Source organism: Spirosoma sp. 209 (assembly GCF_002006735.1).
In the GTDB taxonomy this organism is placed as follows: Bacteria; Bacteroidota; Bacteroidia; order Cytophagales; family Spirosomataceae; genus Spirosoma; species Spirosoma sordidisoli.
The window spans coordinates 29,858-45,529 of sequence record NZ_MVEC01000002.1; the positions used below are offsets into that span (position 1 = coordinate 29,858).

The 15,672-nt window shown below is 55.8% G+C and carries 15 protein-coding genes and 2 tRNA genes; 2 read left to right on the forward strand and 15 right to left on the reverse strand.

Going from position 1 to position 15,672, the window contains the following annotated elements:
• Positions 1-92: 92 nt before the first annotated feature.
• The 12 genes from B1C80_RS03325 to B1C80_RS03380 all read right to left on the reverse strand — a co-directional run bounded on the left by B1C80_RS03325 (position 93) and on the right by B1C80_RS03380 (position 10,281).
• A complete protein-coding gene (locus B1C80_RS03325) occupies positions 93-1,379 on the reverse strand; it encodes an acetylxylan esterase (protein WP_077919651.1) in 1,287 nt (428 codons plus the stop codon).
• 98 nt (positions 1,380-1,477) lie between these two features.
• Positions 1,478-2,704, reverse strand: coding sequence for a DUF4105 domain-containing protein (locus tag B1C80_RS03330; RefSeq protein WP_077919652.1), 1,227 nt, complete (start codon positions 2,702-2,704; stop codon positions 1,478-1,480).
• The gene (gene rsmI, locus B1C80_RS03335) at positions 2,688-3,416 is read right to left on the reverse strand and encodes a 16S rRNA (cytidine(1402)-2'-O)-methyltransferase (RefSeq protein WP_077919653.1); all 729 of its coding nucleotides are present in this window, start codon (positions 3,414-3,416) and stop codon (positions 2,688-2,690) included. The genes B1C80_RS03330 and rsmI overlap by 17 nt, the downstream gene beginning before the upstream one ends.
• A gap of 61 nt (positions 3,417-3,477) precedes the next feature.
• Positions 3,478-3,726, reverse strand: a complete 249-nt coding sequence (locus B1C80_RS03340) for a 4a-hydroxytetrahydrobiopterin dehydratase (protein ID WP_077919654.1) — start codon at positions 3,724-3,726, stop codon at positions 3,478-3,480.
• Between the two features lie 90 nt (positions 3,727-3,816).
• Positions 3,817-3,903 (reverse strand) — tRNA-Ser (locus B1C80_RS03345).
• Positions 3,904-3,946: 43 nt separating this feature from the next.
• A tRNA-Ser gene (locus tag B1C80_RS03350) sits at positions 3,947-4,036 on the reverse strand.
• 64 nt (positions 4,037-4,100) lie between these two features.
• Positions 4,101-5,201 (reverse strand): asparaginase, encoded by a 1,101-nt coding sequence (locus tag B1C80_RS03355; RefSeq protein WP_077920080.1) that lies wholly within the window; start codon positions 5,199-5,201, stop codon positions 4,101-4,103.
• Between the two features lie 492 nt (positions 5,202-5,693).
• Complete coding sequence (locus B1C80_RS03360) at positions 5,694-6,509, reverse strand: TatD family hydrolase (protein ID WP_077919655.1); 816 nt, start codon at positions 6,507-6,509, stop codon at positions 5,694-5,696.
• Positions 6,496-7,536 carry a glycosyltransferase family 2 protein gene (locus tag B1C80_RS03365; protein ID WP_077919656.1) on the reverse strand — a complete coding sequence of 347 codons (1,041 nt, stop codon included), beginning with the start codon at positions 7,534-7,536 and terminating at the stop codon, positions 6,496-6,498. The genes B1C80_RS03360 and B1C80_RS03365 overlap by 14 nt, the downstream gene beginning before the upstream one ends.
• Complete coding sequence (locus B1C80_RS03370; RefSeq protein WP_077919657.1) at positions 7,523-8,170, reverse strand: polysaccharide deacetylase family protein; 648 nt, start codon at positions 8,168-8,170, stop codon at positions 7,523-7,525. Before B1C80_RS03370 ends, B1C80_RS03365 begins: the two co-directional genes overlap by 14 nt.
• Positions 8,171-8,267: 97 nt before the next feature.
• On the reverse strand, positions 8,268-9,386 hold the full coding sequence (locus B1C80_RS03375) for a glycosyltransferase (RefSeq protein ID WP_077919658.1): 1,119 nt from the start codon (positions 9,384-9,386) through the stop codon (positions 8,268-8,270).
• 13 nt (positions 9,387-9,399) lie between these two features.
• On the reverse strand, positions 9,400-10,281 hold the full coding sequence (locus tag B1C80_RS03380; protein ID WP_369822679.1) for a lysylphosphatidylglycerol synthase domain-containing protein: 882 nt from the start codon (positions 10,279-10,281) through the stop codon (positions 9,400-9,402).
• Between the two features lie 134 nt (positions 10,282-10,415).
• Here B1C80_RS03380 and ruvC point away from each other — a divergent pair, with 134 nt between their 5' ends.
• Positions 10,416-11,006 carry a crossover junction endodeoxyribonuclease RuvC gene (gene ruvC, locus B1C80_RS03385; protein WP_077919660.1) on the forward strand — a complete coding sequence of 197 codons (591 nt, stop codon included), beginning with the start codon at positions 10,416-10,418 and terminating at the stop codon, positions 11,004-11,006.
• A gap of 7 nt (positions 11,007-11,013) precedes the next feature.
• Entirely contained in the window at positions 11,014-11,439 is a 426-nt protein-coding gene (locus B1C80_RS03390) for a secondary thiamine-phosphate synthase enzyme YjbQ (RefSeq protein WP_077919661.1), read from the forward strand.
• 9 nt (positions 11,440-11,448) lie between these two features.
• On the opposite strand, the gene B1C80_RS03395 is transcribed toward B1C80_RS03390, so the two are convergent.
• The 3 genes from B1C80_RS03395 to B1C80_RS03405 form a co-directional block, all read right to left on the reverse strand.
• Complete coding sequence (locus tag B1C80_RS03395) at positions 11,449-12,357, reverse strand: hypothetical protein (RefSeq protein ID WP_077919662.1); 909 nt, start codon at positions 12,355-12,357, stop codon at positions 11,449-11,451.
• 174 nt (positions 12,358-12,531) lie between these two features.
• The gene (locus B1C80_RS03400) at positions 12,532-13,416 is read right to left on the reverse strand and encodes a hypothetical protein (RefSeq protein ID WP_077919663.1); all 885 of its coding nucleotides are present in this window, start codon (positions 13,414-13,416) and stop codon (positions 12,532-12,534) included.
• Positions 13,417-13,604: 188 nt separating this feature from the next.
• Complete coding sequence (locus B1C80_RS03405) at positions 13,605-15,647, reverse strand: thioredoxin domain-containing protein (RefSeq protein ID WP_077919664.1); 2,043 nt, start codon at positions 15,645-15,647, stop codon at positions 13,605-13,607.
• Positions 15,648-15,672 lie beyond the last annotated feature (25 nt).

The window sequence follows — 15,672 nt, forward strand, 5'->3', positions numbered from 1 at the left end:
AAAGGCGGGCTGACCAACCGATCTTCACTGGTGTTTGGTCTCTTAAAGATACAAAAAAAACGGGATATACGTGCGTTTTAGGCGGTTTTTGTCTATCGGCCCGTAGTCAGCTGCGTCAGCAGCCAGGTGGTTGCTTTTTCGGTTTGTTCGGGGTAGGTCCAGTGGCCGGTATCGCGGTAGAGCTCCAGCTGTTTGGCTCCCGGAATAACGTTATAGGCCGCGTACATAGAGGTTGGCGGGCAGGTTTCGTCGTTGTAGCCCCACGAATAATAGCCTGGCACCTTTACCAGCCGCGCGAAGTTGACGACATCGTAGTAGCCGGTGGTTCTGATCCGGTCGGGTTTATTATTGAAGGCCAGATTGTCGCCGGCAAACAGATGGGGCCACCCCCCGGCCCGGCCGTTCAGGTACCCCGTTACGTCGCATAGCGCGGGGTAATAAGCCGCCAGCCACCTGACCCGGCTGTCGAGTCCAGCCGTAATGATCGATAGCGCGCCCCCCTGGCTCCCGCCGGTAATGCCCAGGTTCTGCCCATCGTACTGGGGCATGGAAGCCAGGAAATCGACGGCCCGTACGCATCCCAGATAGACCCGCTTGTAGTAATATCGATCCGGATCGTCGAGGTTGGCGGCCTGGTACCCATTAAGCGGCCCCCGGCTAAGGTTGTCGTAAACTGCGGGATCCATGGTAACCGGCACTCCGTGGATGCCGACCTCCAGGGTAATAAACCCTTTTTCGGCTTCGGCAATCATACCGCCGTAGGGCCGCACGCCCGCCCCCGGTACCCGCAGAATGGCCGGGTACTTCCCTTCTTTTTTAGGAACGCACAGAATGCCGTAAAAGCGGGAGTTGTTTATGTTTTGCAGACTCAGGTGGTATACGTTTGTTCGTTCGGTGCAGCGTTCGGGCAGGAGCGTCATACGCGCATCGACGGGGATCCTGGCCAGATCGGCCTTTGCTTTTTCCCAGAACGCCTGGAAGTCGGCGGGGTTAGCTACGGTAGGCTTGATGGTGAGCGGCTCAAAACCAGCCGTCGCCATGCCGCGATATTCCTTACCGTCGATCTCTACCGTGGCCACGCACCGCAGGAAGCCAGCCGTTTTCATAGTTCCGCCGGTTACGACTACCGGTTTATCAGTCAGGGTAATGGTTTCGGTCTGGGTCGGCGGCATTTTTTCGGGGCCGACCTCATAGCGCATTTTGGTGCCTTTCAGCGGTTCGTTTTCCCGGTAGGCGGTAATGGTAAACCGAACGGGTTCGCCGGTCTTATAGAGCCAGTCGGTATGGTCAGGGGTAACGACCAGCTTGACCAGGCGTTCGGCGGGTTGCGCCACCAGTTTGGTGGAGATCAATACAAGCAGCAGTAAACAACGTTTCATAAGCGCATGACAGCTATTTGTGGGAGAAGGATTCAGGGGCATAAGTAGCCGGGCAGCTCTGCCTACTGAGCCACCTGACTACTTTTCAGGATAAGACATTAAACGACCGGCACCAACGCTTTTCGGCGGCTTAGCTGCAGGTTGACCAGGCAGCGAATCAGCAGGGCCATCGGGAAAAGAATATCAACGCCCCCCGGCACCTTCGACACCACCATGCCGACCAAGATCAGCACAGCGGTCAGACCGAAATAAACGGATCGCCGGCGGGCTGTGGTACCCGGCCCGGTAGCCCAGTAGATGAGTGGCATATGAAGCGGCATCAGCCACAGCAAGGTCGGATTCCAGGCCGTAACGCCGTGGTCAGTGCCGACCCAGAGCAAAAACAAAAACCAGCCCAGCACCCCGGCCGTACCGAACAACAGCCTGTCGAGCCAGCGATCGACCCGCCCCCGCTGGTAGCGACGAATGGTAAAGAACGTCAGTCCGATGGTCAGGAAAGCAAAGACAACATTCGGGTCGAAGATGAACGGGACTTCCTTTTTTACCGTTTTCGGCGCCTGGTATAAGGTGGTGTCGGATGCCACCAACGGCACAACCTGACCATTGGCCTGGCGGACGGTGGACCGGGCCAGCTGATCATGCACCTGGTCGGGCAGATACATGGCCTGCCAGCCCGTGGTGATTACGTCGGCGGGGGTTCCCAGGGCCAGGTTCATCCCCAGCTGCGCCCAGGGTTTCTCGCCCAGGTAGTCATTCATCCAGTCGCGGTACGATTTACCGGTCGATCGGGTGCGGGTGGGCACCGTCAGACTATCCCCACAGACCTGAGCGATTTTGTCGCGGGGGCGGGTGGCGCAGTTGTCATAATAGAACTTGTACTGGTAGGTACGATTTTCGGGCTGATAGTTTTCCATCAGCAGATTGAACAGCTGCTGACGCTGTGCGGCAGACAGATTCAGTACCTGTTCGCGCAGGGTGCGGTGTTCGATCTGGTACTCGTACATCATGGCATAGATGTCGGTTACCGAGATGGTATACGGCAGCGTGCCCCGCAAAAACTTGACGTAAAAGTTATCGGTCCGAAAATCGAAGGTTCCCCAGCCGAAGATACGCTCCTGCCCCACCCCCGGATCATAGACCCGAATAGCGGTATGGCCAAAGCTGGAATACAACTCCGAACCGGGCGACACCGTTATCAGACTAATCCGGGCGGCAGGTGTCAGCGTCTGACCGCGGGCTTCGATCGGCCCCAGCCCGTTCAGCACCCATAGTCCGGTCAGGACCACGGTCGTGAGCAGCCAGCTCCACTTATTCGTCTTCTTCATCGTTGTCGGGTTCTCGGCGGCCTGCTCCCTTTTTTTCTTTCTTACCTGTTTGACCCTGTACGCAAATAACGAGTTCACCTTTTACCGTTTTTTCGGCAAAATACGCAATTAGTTCGGACAACGGCCCGCGTCGGTTTTCTTCGAACAGCTTGGTCAGCTCGCGCGACACGCTGGCGGGCCGATCAGGTCCGAACACCTCAGCAAACTGCCCCAGGGTTTTCAGCAGCCGGTGGGGCGATTCATAAAAGACCATAGTACGTTCTTCGCCGGCCAGTTCGGCCAGGCGCGTCTGTCTTCCTTTTTTGTGCGGCAGAAACCCCTCGAAGGTAAACCGGTCGTTGGGCAGACCGGAGTTGACCAGGGCTGGTACGAAGGCCGTGGGGCCCGGCAGGCATTCGACCGGAATATCGTGCTGGATACAGGCGCGGACCAATAAAAAGCCAGGGTCCGAAATTCCGGGTGTACCCGCATCCGATACCAGGGCGAAGGTCTTGCCTTCCTTAAGCTGGTTGACGAGTCGCTGTACGGTCTGGTGTTCGTTAAAAATATGGTAGCTGTGCAGCGGCTTGCTGATGCCCAGATGCCGGAGCAGCACCCCCGATGTGCGCGTATCTTCGGCCAGAATGGCATCGACTTGCTGCAGGACTTTGATGCCCCGCAGGGTAATGTCGTCCAGATTGCCGATCGGGGTTGGTACAAGGTAGAGTTTCATGGTCAGAAGCGAACGCGCTGAAGAGTGAATGGCAGGTAATACCGGCAGGGGGCTCCCGCCCTTACCCACTCACCCGTTCATGAAGCAGGGCATCGATAGCCGCGGCCAGTTTGTGGTCTTTGTCGGTAACCGTGTTCCCCGCATCGTGGGTCGACAGCCGGATCGTGACCTGATTATAGACGTTCGACCACCAGGGATGGTGATTCATTGTTTCGGCCAGCAGCGCTACGCGGGTCATGAACGCGAAGGCTTCGGAGAAGTCAGCAAACGTAAAGTCGCGGGTGAGTTGGTTATCGGCTTCGGTCCACATACGCATTGAGCAGGGTTGATTTAGGCAAAAGTGAGCCGAATTTGGCGCAAAAGGAAATAAAAAAGCCCCAACCTGAGGCTGGGGCTTTTGCAGAGAGGAAGAGATTCGAACTCTCGATACGGTTACCCGCATACACACTTTCCAGGCGTGCTCCTTCAACCACTCGGACACCTCTCTAAATACAAAATCAGCAAGCGGGCCTGCTGATTTCTGTGGTCTTTGGCAGAGAGCGAGGGATTCGAACCCCCGGTACCCTTGCGAGTACTTCTGATTTCGAATCAGACCCGTTCGACCACTCCGGCAGCTCTCTATTCGTTTGGGAGTGCAAAGATGCATGTTAGCGCGTAATGACGCAAGATCTGACCCTAAAAAAATCAATGATCGTCGCTCATTTCTCCGCTGATGGGTTGCGCCAGTAACGTCCGAAGGCGGCTTATGGCTTCGGCATCCGAACCATGTTCACGACCCAGCAGCACCATCAATTTAGTGATCGCAGCCTCGGTCGTGATATCGGCTCCGCTAACGACACCGATCTGCTGCAGCTGCTGGCTGGTCTGGTACCGGCCCTGGGTTACCCGCCCCCCTTCGCACTGCGACACGTTGAATACCAGCACACCCCGCTCTACGGCCGCTTTGAGTGTGTCCAGAAACCAGATGTCGGTTGGGGCATTCCCCGCCCCGAATGTTTCGAGCACGATGCCCCGCAAACCGGGTATGTTCACGATGGATTCGACAACGGGTTGGGTGATGCCCGGAAAGAGTTTTAGAATGGTTACGTTCGGATCGAGCACCGTCCGGATTTTCAGCGACTCATGGGCCTGATACGACCGGATATAGGGTCGATTGTAATCAATACTGACACCGGCAGTGGCCAGATGGGGATAGTTTTCCGATACAAAGGCGTTGAACTGCACACTTTCCCGCTTGGTAGATCGGTTGCCGCGGAGCAGAAACGAGTTAAAATACACGCAGACTTCCGGCACCAGCGGCTCACCATCTTCCTGGGCCGATGCAATCTCGAGCGCCGTCAGAAAGTTTTCCCGGGCGTCGGAACGGGCCACCCCAATGGGTAGCTGAGCCCCGGTCAGGATTACCGGTTTGTTCAGACCGACCAGCATGAAACTGAGCGCCGAAGCCGTATAGGACATCGTATCGGTACCGTGTAGTACCACAAAACTGTCGTAGTCCTTATAGTTTGTCTCGATCAGCTGCGCCAGTTCAACCCAGACTGCCAGCGTCATGTTCGACGAGTCAATGATCTGATGCAGCGTCACGATCGTGATGTCAAAATCGAGCCGGTTCAGTTCGGGTACGCGATCGAGCACCTGCTCAAAATCGAAGGGGATGAGCTGGCTGGCTTTCCGATCGTATACCATGCCAAACGTACCACCCGTATAAATTACCAATACCGACCGGTTCGGCATATCGGCGCTCCGATCTACACTCGGAGATAGACGTACAGTTTTATAAGTCATCGCCAAAGATGCGAAGAAGCGTTCATATAGCGCAATCGAACCGACATACAGGCTGGCAAGGTTCATCCGTCACCTGCTTAATGTTGAGCGGGCAACAGGCAGCCTGCCCGAGGTTTGGATACAGATTGAAGTTAGCAAAAATCAAAATACTCCTGAAATAGGCTTGCTAGTTGTTGCCTTTCTTCCGGGTAAACTATGGGCCTGGGTTAGGATTCGACCATGCCGGCGACGTCCGGGAGGTGACTGTCGGCTTTGTGCGAAACCTACCCCAGCACCTGATCATTTTTCAAACTCAGAAAAACTACCATACCGCTTCAGTCTGACTCGTTTCGTATGCGACTGGATGCCGTTTTTGCCGATGTATTTGCCAGGTACCTGGGCAGCAGCTGGTCACCAGCAGCGGATTACTGGCGACGTTTCCTAAAGCAGACGTTGGCAGCACAAGCCCTAACTGGCTTGGCGGCCAACGACCGGTAGCTCTCCTGTCTGCTCTCAGTTTGGCAGAAGGTTGGCGTAAAGAGCGGGGAGCAGCGCCTGGGCATTGGCGGTGGTATGGCGGGCAACATCATCGATGCTGATCTGCATCAGATCGGCAACGCGCTGCGCAATGAGCCGGATGTAGGCGGGTTCGTTGCGTTTTCCGCGGTATGGTACGGGCGCCAGGTAAGGACTGTCGGTTTCAAGAACGATATGTTCCAGGCCGATATGGGGCAGAACCTTATCCAGGCCTCCGTTTTTAAACGTAGCCACCCCGCCGATACCGAGCTTGAAACCCATCTCAGTAGCGCGCCGGGCTTCGTCGAGGGTACCGACAAAGCAATGGAAAATACCCGTCAGACCGGGCAGCGCCAGCCGTTCGATCAGGTCGGCTGCTTCGGCAAAGGCGTTGCGATCGTGACCGGACCGGGTATGCATCGACACCGGCAACTGCTGATCGGCGGCCCAGCGCAGCTGTGTCTCGAAGGCCATAAACTGCTGGTCGACGTATGTCATGTCCCAGTAAAAATCCAGCCCTATCTCCCCCACGGCCATGAATGCGTGCTGGTTGAGTAAGGCGGCAACCGAAGCCAGCTCGTCATCGACGGTGTCGTTGACGTAGGCCGGATGCAGGCCCATCATCGGCAGGCATCGGTCGGGGTATTGTTCGGCCAGGGCCATCAGTCCCGCCACGGTTTCCCGGGCGCAGTTGGGCATCCATATCTGGCTTACCTGCTGTGAGGTAGCCTGAGTCAGCATCTCGTCAACGCCACCGGCTTCCGGGTTAAACTGCGGGTCGTAAATGTGGGCGTGGGTATCAATAAGCGTCATAAAATCGGTTCTTCCAGTTGATGCGCGTCGGCAGCCAGTAAAAAACGACCGACAACGGCCCAATCAGGAGTTGGTATACGTCAAACAGCAACGCATAGGGCCATAAGTGGGTTCGGCGCAGGCGGCTCAATCCAAACGAAAGCACCGCTGTCTGCACGAAAAGCCGGGTTATGTACAGCCCCACCGCCACGCCGGGCGACAGCCAGAACAGCAAACCAAGCAGCGGCAGCGTCAGGTATTGTGCATACAGTAAGGCCACCATCCAGCCAGGCAGCGCTGACGCCCCCCGCATCCACCGTTTTCGCTGGTGCAGAAAATCCCGGAATGTGTCGACCGGTTTTGTCGTGGCCAGCACTCGTTCGTCCAGCAGATTGCGGAAGTTGAACCCTTTTTTCACAATGGCCTGAAACAGGGCGAAATCTTCGGCCACCGAAAACGGCAGGCCTTCATACCCCCCAACAGCCTCGTAGGCCTCCCGACTCACAGCCATATTATTGCCCATGGCCGTAACGGGCAGGCCAGCGTAGCTCAGCCAGTGGGTCAGGGTCAGGTTATATAGCCAGTCAATGGTTTGCAGCTTATGAAACAGACGGGGGCCATCGGGGAGCGTCACTCCTGTTACGATGCCTACCGACCTGGTAAAGGCAAGGCTCATGCCCTCGAGCCAGCCGGGGGGCACCTGCGTATCGGCGTCCGTAAAAAACAGCCGGTCGGCCGTCGAGTGTCGGGCCAGCTGAGCCAGCACATTGGCCTTTCCGCGCAGGCCGGCAACGGATGCCTCGATGTTGATCAGTTCAAGGGTTGACTGGCGGGCGGCAAAGGCCTGAACCAGCGCAGCCGTCTGGTCTGACGACTGATCGTTTCCGACCAGTACAGTAACGGTTCCGGCTGGATACTGAAGCTGGGAAATAGCCTGTAAACAAGCGGGAATGACGGCTTCCTCGTCGCGGGCTGCAATGAGAATAGCTAGCTTGGGGCTGGCAGAAGCTGCCGGGTAGGGTACAGGATCAGGGTCAGTAGCCAGCATAAACGGGTTGCGGAACAGCCCGGAAACTGAAGCCCCGATCGGCAAAATGGGCCAGCATCCGGGGCAGCACGTAGCGCATCGTTGGCCAGGCTTTCAGGCTGTCATGAAAAACGACAATGGAGCCCGGTTCGGTATACTGAATGGTTTTGCGCAGACACACGTCGGCTGGCTGGCTCTGGTCAAAATCACCGGTCAGCACATCCCACATGATCACGGAATAGTTCTCCATGACCTGGGCAACCTGCGTCTTCTTGATGCGGCCATAGGGTGGCCGAAACAGGTCAGTTTCGACACCGAGCTGCTCCTGGCATTTTTGAATATTTTCCAGATAGACCGCATCGTCTGTCTTCCAGCCGTTGAGGTGGTTGTAGGTATGATTCCCGACCATGTGGCCGCCCTCCAGCACCTGATACAAAATGTCGCGGTGCTTTCTGACGTTATCCCCGATGCAGAAAAACGTGGCCTGGGCGGCATACTTGTCGAGCTGCTCGAGTACGAATTCCGTCACATCGGGAATGGGTCCGTCATCAAACGTAAGGTAGATGGTTGGCTCGGCCGGTTCGTCGATTTTCCACCAGAATTCGGGGTAAATCGTTCGAAGTAAAAAGTTTGACTTGTGCAGGAAGAAAGACAAAATAGTGTTCGGTTTGTGGTGAACAGTACCCGGTTTGAGGGACTAGCCCCGTTATTACCTATTCGTCAGTCCACCGTAAACCGGATACCGCAAACTGCTAGTTCAGATCTCTGCCTTTCCATCGATAGCCTTTTCCCTGCGCAGCCAGCCCGAAAAAAACTACGTAGAATGGGTACACCAGTTGTGTCAGCGGGATGTACAGTACTGACCTCCTTTTTTGCAAAAAAACAAGAACCTCCCGTAAAAACAAAAACTCGGTTACGACCTTCAGCCCTACAACGAGTAAAGTCGTATTTGCGTTTAAAAAATTGAGTAACCAGCCGACAACGGCTACGACCGGGGTTACATTCCAGATAAACACACAGACGGCCAGCAGCGTCGGAATCAGGCTGTTGTAGGCCTGCCACTTACTGGCCCAGCGTTTGCGCTGGTTATAAAACGCCCGCCACGATCGGTGGGGGTTAGTCTGCACAATGGCGGCCTGGCTTTTCAGAAACCGCACCCCCTTCGCATACCGGGCAGCAATCTTGTGCATCAGAAACTCGTCATCTCCGGAAGCCAGATGATCGACACCCGCAAACCCGCCCACCTCGTAAAAGACCTGTTTTTCGTAACAGAGGTTAGCTCCATTGCACATGGTAGGCTGCCCCAGGGCCAGGGTGCAGGCGCCCGACCCGATCAAACTCGAAAACTCAACTGTTTGAAGAGAGTCAAAAAGGCGCGTATCCGTTGTAAAGGTGACTGGACCGAATAGCATTTTTGCCCGCGTCTGTTCGTAAAAAGCGGCATAGGCAGCCAGCCAGTCGGGCCCTACCCGACAATCGCCATCGGTAGTCATGATCAGCTCGCCGGTGGCCTGTTCGATACTCTGACGAATGGCCCGCTTCTTGGGCGATGCCGACCCGTTATCAATCAGGGACAACAGACGGAGCGGATAGGTAGCCGCCGATGCATACGCCTGTACCCGATCGCGCGTACCATCGACAGACGCATCGTCGGCTACGATGACCTCAAAGCTCCGGTAGGTTTGCCGATCCAGATCATCGAGCAGACGCCCGATGTTCTCCTCCTCGTTCCGGACCGGAATAATGACGGTGATGCGGGGGCCTGTAATGGGCAAAGCCGCTGGCGCGAACAGGGGAATCCGTAGCCAGGTCAGCCAGAGCAGCAGGGCAAAACAGGCATAGGTGGCGCTGGCAGCGAGTAAAACAAGCACAGATGGGATATGTTTAGGAGACAGACCATTTTAGTTTCCAGACCCAGATCAGACCGACCAGCACGGGCACAAGCAGATTAGCCACCCACAGGGTGAGCGTTGCTGTAACCAGTACCGGCGCTGCAGCCTCGAACGGCGCAAACGTCCAGAGCGACGCAGCCTCCCGAACGCCCAGATCACTGAGCAGGTTAAAAGCCGGGGTAATGGTTTTGACCAGGTAAACGACCCCGATGCCTGACGTCGCTATGGGGGCCGGTAACGTGAGTCCCACCAGCCGTAGCGCCAGAAAAAACTGCACCGAAAAAACCAGATAGCGCAGCGCAGCCACACCCAGCGCCAGGCCGATTTCCTGGTCAGTATACTGTCCGGCCACGGCCCAGTACCGGGCCCACCGGCGTAGCGCAGCCCGGCGCGCCAGCCACCCGAGCAGCCGGGACCGAACCAGACCGAATACCACGCCCAGCCCCACCAGACCCAGCAGCACGACCAGCAGAGCCTGCCCGGCGGCATTGGCCCGGTTGGGAACCAGCTGAATATGATGTGCCCAGGCAAACGCGCCAAAGATAAGCGCCACATAGAACTGCATACCGCCCGACACCAGCGCAGCACCGACCGCTTCGCCCCGTTGTACGGTCTGTAATGACAACACCCGCCCGGCCGTATCGCCCAGCTGCATCGGCAACGCAAAGCCGAGCGTAACCCCCGCCAGCACGCCCCGGTAGGCAGCCCAGAAACTGGCTGGCTCAACCCGCCGGAGCAGAATCTGCCACTTCAGCGCTTCCAGTCCCCAGTTGACCGGAATGAGCAGCAGCAGACCGGCCGCCCACCAGCCCGGTTCCTCAACCGATTGCCAGGAGGTGCGGATCAGACTCCAGTCGAACGGTTGTCGCTTCAAAACATGGACTATGTAGGCTAAAAGACCAGCCAGGATGGCGATTTTTAGCCCCAGTACGATTTTTTTAGATGGTTTAAGCGACAAAACGTATAAGAAGACGTTACTTTGTGAAACGCACAACGCCGACACCTCTTATGATCATCACCGCAAAAAATGCCACTGTACTGCCCGAGAAGATCATTCTAGGCATTGATCCCGGTACCCAGGTGGCCGGTTACGGCATCATTTCGGTGCAGGGGGGCGTCATGCGGATGATTCAGTATGGCGTTGTTCAGTTGAGCAAATATAGTACCTACCAGCTGAAGCTTCAGAAACTATACGAAACCATCATTCGGCTTATTGAAGAACACAAGCCCGACGAGATGGCCATTGAGGATCCCTTTTTTGGCAAGAACGTACAGGCCATGTTGAAGCTGGGCCGGGCGCAGGGGGTCGTTATGGCGGCTGCTCTGTCGCGCAATATTCCGATTGTCGAGTACGCTCCCCGGCGCATCAAACAGTCGGTAACAGGAAACGGGAATGCCAGCAAAGACCAGGTATCCCATATGGTCGGCCACCTGCTCAAGGAAGAGTTGAACCCCCAGTTCTTCGACGCTACCGACGCGCTGGCCATTGCCGTCTGCCATCATTTTCACGAGAACGCCTTACCCGTAGCGCCGGGCAAGAAAAACAAAAAAGGGGCCTGGGGCGCCTTCGTCAGCGAGAACTCGGAGCGCATTATGTAGCAACTGTATGGCTACGTTTCAACGGACTATATCATTACCCGCCTTTCCGCGCGGCTTCCACCTGATTACCCGCATCATTGAACGCGAGTTTGCCGCCGAACTCGGGCAGCTGAACCAGGGTATGCTGCAGGTCTTCATCCAGCATACCTCGGCCAGCCTGACCGTCAACGAAAACGCCGACCCCACCGTCAGGCAGGATTTCGAAAGTTTTTTCAACCGGACTGTCCCCGAAAATGCGCCTTACTTCCGGCACAACTACGAAGGCGCTGACGACATGCCCGCTCACCTGAAAGCCGCGCTGCTGGGCCATTCGGTCCTGATTCCGATCACGAACGGGCGGTTAAATCTGGGCACCTGGCAGGGTATATACCTGGGTGAGCACCGTGATTATGGTGGTTCCCGTTCCCTGGTTCTGACTGCCTGGGGCGGGTAGCGGTGCCTTTTAGTACAATTCGTAGGTGTAAGTCAGCGTTTCGGTTATGGCACTGCTAACGGTTGACACCCGGCTGATGGGCTGGTATGATGGGTTGTAGGTGTACGTGTAGGTTGTTTGTATGTCCCCAACGAATGATGAACTTGTTACGTTTTCCTGTTTGCGGGTCGGGTTATTCTGACTCAGGTTCAACTGATTATCGACTCCTCCGTATAAGGTATAGTAGGGTCCAAACGATCCCGAAACAGGCGAAGGTCCAAACAGGCCTGGTGCAGGAATAATAAACACCCCGTAGAATGGATTGATTTTGTCGTCGTAGGCGTAGTTTGTGCTGGAAGACCGGGAAGCAACCGGGATAGAAGGCCCTCCTAACCGAATTACATTATAATTTTCCGTGGTCTGCGTCAGGTTGAAGCCGGTAAAGGTGAATCCACCCCCGCCGTTGAAACTCAGGCCTCCCACCGATATACCTTTGGAATAACCGCTTGGTTGGCCGTTTGGCAGATAGCTCAGTCCCAGGCTGAACGTGGATGGCTGGTGCACGAGTCCGGATACCTGCCCGGCTCCGTTGTAGTTCAGAGTATAGGTCTCAGACCCGCTTCCCCGCCTGACAATGGTCCGCTGAACCTGGGTAAGCTGGTTCTGGGCATTATACTGATAAACCGTATTTTCGACCGGTGCCGCACTGCTATCGGGCAAAAAATAGCCGACAATCAGTACCAGCCGTCCCTGCCCATCGTACTGAAACGCACTAACCGAAGTTGGGTTATTGGGCGATTCCCGTGTAATGGTTTTAACCCGCAACCGCCCAGGTGCCGAACCGGGCAGTGTAGACGGATTAACATGATCATTGCAGGCGGCCAGCCAGCCTACCAGGAGTGGCAGGACTAAATAGCTGAGTAGTTCATGTGTTTTCATGGTTGGTTTAGAAGAGTAAAGAAAGTTATAGGAAGCAGAAAGGTAACCGGTATTAAATAGTCACTTATTACCGCTTGCTAGCTATACGTCAGGGCAGATCTCGCATACCTCTTTAGGTATTTTTAGCTCATCATGCCCCATAAGTACTAACCACCGGTACCTGGACGAATCAATCTAGTAGGTTTCATAGTCGAATCGCAGCGTTTCCAGCACCTGCCCATTGTTCGGATTCACAACCCGACGTAATATGGGCAGATTATTGGCATTGTACTGATACTCGTAGTTCAGGGTTCCGCTAAAGGTCGAAGTTTCGCTGACGACGTTGTTCTGGTTTAAATTGAGCAGATTATCGAGCCCGCCAAAATACGTGTTGATCGTGGGCTTTATTACGGGGTCGGCAAACCCTTCCGGGTAGGGAGCCGGAATGATAAAGACACCATAAAACGGATTGATCTTATCGTCGTATCGGTACGATCTGGTTGAGCGTGTGGTTGTAGTGAAGAAGCGGCTGCTGTTTACTTCTGTCACGTTATTTCCAGTGTAAGTAAACGAGTCGGCCCCCGTTAGCCGAAAACTCCGGAATGTATACTCCCGCTGGCTGCTGATCAATTGACCAACCGCATTGTAATTAAGCGTCAGCGTAAACCCATTCAGGTAAGCCAGTTGTTCGGCCTGGCCCAGCCCATTGTAAGTATAGGTGTATTGCTCTACGGGATTGGGCTTACCCGTATCGGTCCGCCTGACTACCTCATGCCGCAACTGGACTAGCCGGTTCTGACTGTCATATTGATACCTGCTGTACTCGACATCCGAGACGGTACTGTCGGGCGACTGGTAGGTCTTAATGGCACTCAGCCGCCCCTGGGGGTCGTAACTGAACGCGCTGACTTTAGCCAGCCCATCGGGAAGATCCAGCGTCAGTGTTTTGACCCGTAACCGAACAGCGGCCGACCCAGGCGATACGCCTGAATCGCGATGGTCGGTGCAGCCCAGCCAGCCCAGCAGCAGCAAAAAGCCCAGATAGCGTTTAATAGGCCTGGAAATCATGGTAGTGTTCATACTTGTAGGACGGTTCTAAACAGGTAATGGGACCCGTGAGAAGCTACCCTATCGTTCCCAGGAACGCTTCATGTAGCTCTCTTTGATCTGATTACCAGCCGAATGTACTTACTTGCTGAAACGGTATGCCATGATAAAAATCAGTTTATTTACCTGATTTACTGACCGGTATACTTACCTGTTGGTAGTTATTGTACCTGATGCAGCAGCCCCCATACCGCATCGATCGATGTAACGGGTAACTGACAGGCGCGGTTGTAACAGACATAAACGGTGGTCTGGTCATCTACCGGCCCACGCTGGTGCAGAAGAGGCAGCTCGCTTCGGCCGGTGGTACCGCAGAGGACTTTGTTTGGATAGAAAGCCGCGTCCAGCTCGGCCCGAAATCGGTCAGCATCGGGGCCGACAATGGCCACTTCGGCGGTCGGTTTGGTGCGGAGGGCGAACAGCGCGGCCCAGTTGGTCAGGTAATCGGCGTTCTGCTGTACCAACGGCTGAACACGTCCCAGCATGCGATCCGACCGGTCGGCGTAAGCGGGGCGATCCAGCAACAGACTGAGCGTGTACAGGTTTTCGGCCATCATCGAGTTCGACGACGGAATCACGTTATCGAACAGCTCTTTACGGCGGGCAATAAGCTCTTCGCCATTTTTGTCGGTGAAATAGAGAAGATCATCAGCGCCATCGGTCTGATTGCCGTCGGCAAAGTTAGTCAGCACATACTGGGTCAGCTGATCGGCCTCCTGCAGCCAGCTTTCGGTAAACGTGGCCTGATAGAGAGCCAGGAGCCCGTCGATCACGGCCGCGTAATCGTCCAGAAAACCAGCCTGTCGGGCGCGGCCGTTCTTGTACGTGTGCCAGAGCCGACCATTGCGGGCGTCGCGCATGTTTCTGAGCAGGAAAAAGGCCAGCCGAAGCGCCAGCGTCAGAAACTCAGGTTCGCCAAATACGCGATAGGCAGTTGCCAGCCCTTTCAGCATCAGCCCGTTCCAGGAACACAGGATTTTATCGTCCAGACCGGGACGGACGCGCTCGTCGCGCAGCCGCATCAGTCGGATGTGGGCCGCATCCAGCCGCACATTCAGATCGGCCAGCGACCAGCCCATACGTTCGGCAAAGGCATCGTCGGTTTCGGTGCGGTGCAGAATCGAGCGGCCGTGCTCCCAGTTTCCGTCGTCTGTGCTGGTGTACATATCGGCAAACCAGCTGTAATCGGACCCCAGCGTTTCGCGCAGCTCGGCCGGGGTAAATGTGTAGAATTTTCCCTCTACCCCTTCGCTGTCGGCATCGAGCGCCGAGTAGAAGCCGCCCTCCGGACTGAGCAGTTCGCGCTGGGCAAAGGCGATGGTCTGGTAAACGATATGTTTGTAGAGTGGCTTTTGGGTCAGGCTGTAGGCTTCGGCATACAACGTCAGTAACTGCCCGTTGTCATACAGCATTTTCTCGAAGTGGGGCGCAAACCATTCGCCATCCGTCGAGTAGCGGGCAAAACCGCCCCCCAGCTGATCGTATATGCCGCCCAGCGCCATTCGATCGAGGGTGAGGGTAGTCTGGCGCAAGGCTCCTTCGTTGCCCGAAACGGCGTAGTAACGCAGCAGAAACCGCCATATGCTGGGCATCGGAAACTTGGGTGCCCGGCGCATACCCCCTTTTTCATCGTCGGCTTTAACGGCCACTTTCCGGTAAAATCCGTCGAGGGTTTCGGGCGCAAAGAGGGGGTCAGCCTCTTTCAACCCATACCGTTCGGCGTCGGACAGATTGAGTTCGGTGGCAAAGCCCTCGGCCGATCTGGCCAGATCGTCGCGGTGTTCGGCGAAGGCGTCGCTGATGTTCCCCAGCAGGTTGACCCAGTTCTGGGGAGGCAGGTAGGTTACCCCGTAAAACGGTTTGGCGTCGGGCATCAGGAACACGTTCAGGGGCCACCCACCCTGTACACCCATTGCCTGGACGGCGTCCATATAAATAGCGTCGACATCAGGGCGTTCTTCTCGATCGACCTTGATGCAGATAAAGTTCTCGTTCATGACCCGGGCCACAACCTCTTTCTCGAACGATTCGCGCTCCATGACATGGCACCAGTGGCAGGCCGAATAGCCGATGCTGACAATAATGGGTTTGTCTTCGTCGCGCGCCCGATTGAGGGCCTCTTCACCCCACGGATACCAGTCGACCGGGTTGTTGGCGTGCTGCAGCAGGTAAGGACTGGTTTCGTACTGAAGTTGATTCGGCATAGCGTTGGGCGAAGTGGTCGGTCAC

Bases quoted from the DNA above. Each gene is read 5' to 3' on its own strand.
- B1C80_RS03325 (WP_077919651.1), bottom strand. From the start codon at position 1,379: ATGAAACGTTGTTTACTGCTGCTTGTATTGATCTCCACCAAACTGGTG.
- B1C80_RS03330 (WP_077919652.1), bottom strand. From the start codon at position 2,704: ATGAAGAAGACGAATAAGTGGAGCTGGCTGCTCACGACCGTGGTCCTG.
- rsmI (WP_077919653.1), bottom strand. From the start codon at position 3,416: ATGAAACTCTACCTTGTACCAACCCCGATCGGCAATCTGGACGACATT.
- B1C80_RS03340 (WP_077919654.1), bottom strand. From the start codon at position 3,726: ATGTGGACCGAAGCCGATAACCAACTCACCCGCGACTTTACGTTTGCT.
- B1C80_RS03355 (WP_077920080.1), bottom strand. From the start codon at position 5,201: ATGACTTATAAAACTGTACGTCTATCTCCGAGTGTAGATCGGAGCGCC.
- B1C80_RS03360 (WP_077919655.1), bottom strand. From the start codon at position 6,509: ATGACGCTTATTGATACCCACGCCCACATTTACGACCCGCAGTTTAAC.
- B1C80_RS03365 (WP_077919656.1), bottom strand. From the start codon at position 7,536: ATGCTGGCTACTGACCCTGATCCTGTACCCTACCCGGCAGCTTCTGCC.
- ruvC (WP_077919660.1), top strand. From the start codon at position 10,416: ATGATCATCACCGCAAAAAATGCCACTGTACTGCCCGAGAAGATCATT.
- B1C80_RS03390 (WP_077919661.1), top strand. From the start codon at position 11,014: ATGGCTACGTTTCAACGGACTATATCATTACCCGCCTTTCCGCGCGGC.
- B1C80_RS03395 (WP_077919662.1), bottom strand. From the start codon at position 12,357: ATGAAAACACATGAACTACTCAGCTATTTAGTCCTGCCACTCCTGGTA.
- B1C80_RS03400 (WP_077919663.1), bottom strand. From the start codon at position 13,416: ATGAACACTACCATGATTTCCAGGCCTATTAAACGCTATCTGGGCTTT.
- B1C80_RS03405 (WP_077919664.1), bottom strand. From the start codon at position 15,647: ATGCCGAATCAACTTCAGTACGAAACCAGTCCTTACCTGCTGCAGCAC.